Here is a 5194-nt window from a genome sequence, read left to right as displayed (position 1 = left end):
GGCGGCCGACTGCGGCGGGCGAATCCTTTTGGAGCTCCCGTGCTTCCCCCCTTCGGAGGCTCCGCCCTCCTCTGGCTTCCGCCGCCCTTCGGCAGGCCCACCGCCCTCTTCCGACGTCACACCGAACCGCGCCAAGGAATCCTCGTGAATCGCACCAGCTCCATCCCTGCACTCCGACTCGGCCTTTCCCCGCACAACCAGCGCCAAGATCGAATCCTCCGCCTCCGCTTGCCGTCCAGCCGATCTTCAGCTCCCAGCGGCCGCCCCATTCGGATTTCTACAAGGAGAAAAGAATCATGACCATCCAACCCCAGCTAATCGAGCAGACCGGAGCCGCCATCGAAAGCCTCGGAACACGGGTCACCGAATACTTTTACGACCACCTCTTCCGTCACTATCCGGAGCTTCGTCCCCTCTTCCCCGCAGAGATGACGGAGCAGAAGCTCCGGCTTTTTCAGTCCTTGCTGATAATTACGAGCCAAGCCCGCAATCCCGAGAGGCTGGCCCCCTATCTCCAGAACCTGGGGATCCGCCACATCCGATACGGCGCGCGGCCGGAACACTATTCCCTGATCGGGCGGAGTCTGCTCGCCACCCTCCGCCACTTTCTGGGATCGCAATGGACCCGGGAGATGGCCGAATCCTGGATCGAAGCCTACAACCTGGCAGCCACCCTCTGCGTCCACGCTGCTTTCGAGGCGATGCAGCCCGCTCGCTTCGTCAGCCTGACGCTCGAAGACGCCAAACCGATCGTCGAATCCCCCTGACCGCTCCTTACGACCCTTGAGGCTCCCCAGAAATCCTCCATCCTGTCGACCCAGCAACACCGTGAGGAACCGACCCCCGCTTGCCGCCCTTCCGGCCCGCTTTTCGACCCTCTTCGCGGCTTTTCTCTATTTCGATAGCAGCTTCACGGTCTGGGTTCTCCTAGGGGCTCTCGGAAACTTCCTCGCCGCCGATTTCGGGCTAGTCCCCTGGCAGAAGGGATTGCTGGTCGCCGTGCCGCTCTTGACCGGAAGCCTCTTTCGCATGCTTCTAGGATGGGCCGAAACTCGGTTTGGTGGGAGGAGGGTCGCGCTGACGGCGCTGGGTCTCACGGCACTCACCCTTCTCTGGGCTTGGAGGGAGCTCTCCCGTGCCTGGGAGCTGCTGGCGATCGGCCTTCTCCTCGGCATCCCCGGAGCGAGTTTCGCCGTGGCGCTGCCGATGAGCTCCCGCTGGTTCCCCGCAAGGAACCAGGGCCTCGTCCTAGGCCTGGCCGGGGCCGGCAACAGCGGTACGCTCTTGGCGACGCTCTTCGCGCCATTGTTCGCAATCCGCTTCGGCTGGCACGCAGTATTCGGATTGGCCCTCCTTCCCGTTTCGCTCGCCTCGCTCGCCGTCCTGTTGCTGGCCCGAGACGCCCCGCGAAACAGAGCCCCTACGGACGGGCCGAACCCGTTGCGGCAGATCTTCCGGCTGCGCGACTCATGGATTCTCTGCCTGCTCTACGGCTTCACCTTCGGCGGCTTTATCGGCTTCACAAGCTTCCTCGGTATCTTCTTCTTCGATCAGTACGCCATCAGCAAAGTTTGCGCCGGTCAGTTGCAGACCCTCGCTGTCGCTGCCGGCAGCTTCTTGCGCCCCGTCGGAGGCTACCTGGCCGATCGGTATGGCGGCCAACGGGTCCTTTCCGCTCTCTTCGCCCTAGCGACACTCTGTTGCCTGCTCACGAGCTCCTTTCCCCCACTCCCCCTCGAGGTCGGCACCTTCTGCGTTTTCCTCGGCTCCCTTGGAATGGGCAATGGGGCGGTCTTCCAGCTCGTGGGGGCCCGGCTGGGACCCTGGATCGGTCTTGCCACCGGCCTCATTGGGGCGGCGGGTGGACTCGGGGGCTTTCTGCTTCCCATCTGCCTCGGGCTCGTCAAATCGACCACCCGCTCCTATGCCCCGGGCCTCCTCCTCTTTGCTGCGGGACTCGTCCTCGCCGCAGCTATCAGCATGACCCCTCGGCGGCCCTCTGGAGCTTCGCTCCGACCGGGATCCCGAAATCTTTCGATAGAGGAGTCGAAGCACTGGTGACCAACCGCCTGCCCGCCCTCTCCCTCTTCGGCCACCTATTTGCAGCCGCTTCTCTTTTCGCCACTCCCCTCGTCCTGCCGGAAGACGGTGTCCTGGTTCCGCATGCGCCCCCGGATCCGAAACCGCAGGCGGCCTTGCTCTCGGCTGGCATGCGGGCCGCCTCGAAGCACTCGTCGGGCTCCTGGTACCTGAGCATCGGGATGGGTACGGGCTTTCCGCAATACAACGATGGAGAGGTGGTGAACGATCGGACCGGAGCGATCGAGCCTTTCAAGGCGGATACGTCGTTCGCCTTCACCTCCCTCCTCTCCACCGGCTATCGCTGGTTTGATCCAGAACGCTGGGGCCACTGGTGCTTCGACATCGACTTCGTCGGCGCCTATCTGGGCAGTGGTCACGGTGCGCCGAACGAAAGTTCCGCCATCAACTTAGGCTTCCTGGGCCTCCGAGGGCGGCTGGGATACCGGATCCTCGAAGACCGAGTCGAGCCCTTTGTCGGCTTTGCCGGCGGTGGAGTCGTGGTGAATACCGAATCGGCGAGCGTAAACCATGGAGAGGTCTGGGGCTACTGGTTTGCTCCCGGTTGCGGCCTCCGCTATTACATCCCCCGGTCTCGCTGGTCGGTGACCGTCGAGGGACTCTTCCGTTTCGTCGGGGGAGTCAATGGGTTGAGCGCCCCGGGAGCGACCATCAACGAAACCCCGCACGCCGGATTGGATGGCCACTGGATCTATGTCCCCGTCGGGGTCGTCGCCCTCGGCTACCGGTTTTAGCCCGGTTCCGCAGGCGAGCGCCGCGGCTGCCGGATCCAAAACCGTTCCTTTCGGGGCGAGGAAGACGGCGGTTCGAATCGGCAAAGCGAAGCGCACCCAAGAGCGAAGATGCGGTCCGCCTGGAAGGCCGATCCAGTCGGATGCTGGAGCGCTGCAAGGCCACAACTACTTCCGGTAGGGAATCGACGACCCCAAAGGCCAGCTCTGCGGGAAGCCGCCCAAGAAGGAGACCTCCAAGGAGCAAGCAATCGGCGGCTGGTAAATGCCGGAAACCAATACTTTTCGCACCGAGGCGTCCGCCAAGGATGTCCTGGCCCACGATAAGAACCTCGGCGAGGTCGAAGCGGCCTTATGCGAACTCAACAGTTCTCTCGAGCTCCGGCCGGTCTTCCCTTGGCGGCCCGACCGTGCCCGCAACCACGTGCGGATCTGCTTCTTGGCGTATTGGATGAGGGCTCGTTTGGCCGCCGAGTGGAGCAAGCTCGCCGTTTTCGAACATCCTCCAAAGCTCTTGCTCCGTCTCCAGTCGATCCGCCTCGGTGTTCTTTCCGTCGAAGGCAAGCCGATCCTTCGTCTTTTGACCAAGATTCCTCCGGAGCGGAATCGGATCCTGGAAAGAGTTCGCCTTTTTCCGCTTTTCTCCCAGCCCTTGGCCTGGACGGCCCTGGCGTCAGGATCCTCCCTGATAGATCACCGACTCCCAATCTAAAACCGATGGCCTAGGAATCCGTCGCCAGCCGTGCGATAGTCGCATCGGGGAAGCGATCGGGAAGCCCGAAGAACTACCGACTACTCGTTCAACAGAGGGGCGGCGAGGAGGAGAGCATGGACGGATTGGATGGGAGGATCGAGCATATCGTGGTGCTGATGCTGGAGAACCGCTCCTTCGATAATCTGCTCGGCAGATTGTATGCGAAGTCCCCGCAATACGATGGCCTGTCGGGCGAGGAAACCAATCCGCTCTTCCTCCACGGCATCGAGCAGACCGTGAAGGCATGGTGTACCGGCACCACCGATTTTGCCCAGATGACGATCCCTGCCCCGGATCCCGGGGAACTCTGGACCGACATGAATGAACAGATCTTCGGTCGGGGGATAGCCGCCGGCCGCCAGGTCCCCTTGATGAACGGATTCGTGGAGAACTACGCCAAGCAGCCCGGCAGTCCTGACCCACGAAAGATCATGCACTATTTTCTGCCGGAGCAGGTACCCGTGCTCAGCCATCTGGCCAAGGCCTTCGCGGTCTGCGACCAGTGGTACGCTTCGGCTCCCTGTCAAACCTGGCCGAATCGCTTCTTCGTCCATTGCGGGACGGCCAACGGGTACGAAAACAACTGGCCGCTCCACTTTCCCTATCTCATGCCGACGATCTTCGAGCGGCTTTCGCAAAAAAAGGAGTTGGCCAATCCGTGGAAGGTCTACTTCCACGATTTCCCGCAGAGCCTCACGCTTTCGCAACTATGGCCCCATCTCGACAACTTCCAGCCTTATGGGGACGCCTTTGCCCAGGACGCCGCTCGTGACCAGCTCCCCGCCTACAGCTTCCTCGAGCCGCGCTACTTTCCCGAGCTCCAGTTGCCCAACGACGAACACCCTCCCCACGATGTCACCCTCGGCGAGCAGCTGATCGCCGATGTCTACAACACGCTCCGGAAGGCGCCGGCCTGGACCAAGACCCTGCTGGTGATCACCTTCGACGAGCATGGTGGTTGCTATGACCATGCTCCGCCGCCGCTGGCCGTTCCGCCCGACAGTAGGCCGAGCGTGCCTTTTGCCTTCGATCGCTACGGCGTGCGCGTGCCGACGGTCCTAGTCTCGCCCTATATCGCGGCTGGCACCATTCTGCGTGCGGTCCCCGATGGTCGTCCACCGCACGAGGGTCCTCCCTATCCCTACGATCATACCTCGATCCTCGCTACCTTACGGAAATGCTTTGCACTCGGTGAACCGCTGACGCGGCGAGATGCCGTAGCGCCCGATTTCGCAGATGTCTTGTCGCTCGAGCGCCCGGCCAACGGCGGTCCTCAATATGTCGTCCCGCGACCCTATGAGGGGACAAACGACGATCTGCAGAGGGCACTCCAGGCCCCGCTCAACGATTTCCAGGAAGCCCTTCGGGTAGCCGCCGCCCACCTTCCGGATTTACGCTCCTGCGTCTCGATCGAAAACCGGATAGCTCAGATCCAGAGGCACATCGAGAAGCTGGCAGGGGGCTTCACGCCGCCGATCCCTTACCAGACCACGCCCGTCGAGGCGCTGGCGTTGATCCGAGAAAAGCTCGACTCCTTCCTGGGAAGATCCCGTCCTTTCTGACCCGCCTTGCGGGGATGTTCCCCATCGGCCGCTTCGCAGCCGCACCG

5 protein-coding genes are annotated in these 5194 nt (G+C 62.6%); all 5 read left to right on the top strand.

Annotated elements, in window-relative coordinates:
- The first annotated feature begins 296 nt into the window (after positions 1–296).
- Entirely contained in the window at positions 297–767 is a 471-nt protein-coding gene (locus FN369_RS09410; RefSeq protein WP_142525897.1) for a globin domain-containing protein, read from the top strand.
- A gap of 61 nt (positions 768–828) precedes the next feature.
- Positions 829–2061: an MFS transporter gene (locus FN369_RS09405; protein WP_142525896.1), complete on the top strand. Its 1233-nt coding sequence runs from the start codon at positions 829–831 to the stop codon at positions 2059–2061.
- Entirely contained in the window at positions 2058–2834 is a 777-nt protein-coding gene (locus FN369_RS09400) for a hypothetical protein (protein WP_142525895.1), read from the top strand. The genes FN369_RS09405 and FN369_RS09400 overlap by 4 nt, the downstream gene beginning before the upstream one ends.
- A 262-nt stretch (positions 2835–3096) precedes the next feature.
- Positions 3097–3543, top strand: coding sequence for a hypothetical protein (locus FN369_RS09395; RefSeq protein WP_142525894.1), 447 nt, complete (start codon positions 3097–3099; stop codon positions 3541–3543).
- 116 nt (positions 3544–3659) lie between these two features.
- Positions 3660–5147 carry an alkaline phosphatase family protein gene (locus tag FN369_RS09390; RefSeq protein WP_142525893.1) on the top strand — a complete coding sequence of 496 codons (1488 nt, stop codon included), beginning with the start codon at positions 3660–3662 and terminating at the stop codon, positions 5145–5147.
- Positions 5148–5194 lie beyond the last annotated feature (47 nt).

Origin of the sequence: Methylacidimicrobium cyclopophantes, from assembly GCF_902143385.2 — a bacterium.
Classification (GTDB): Bacteria; Verrucomicrobiota; Verrucomicrobiia; order Methylacidiphilales; family Methylacidiphilaceae; genus Methylacidimicrobium; species Methylacidimicrobium cyclopophantes.
Note: the sequence above shows the minus strand (reverse complement) of the source record. Positions and strands in the feature narration are given on the sequence as shown.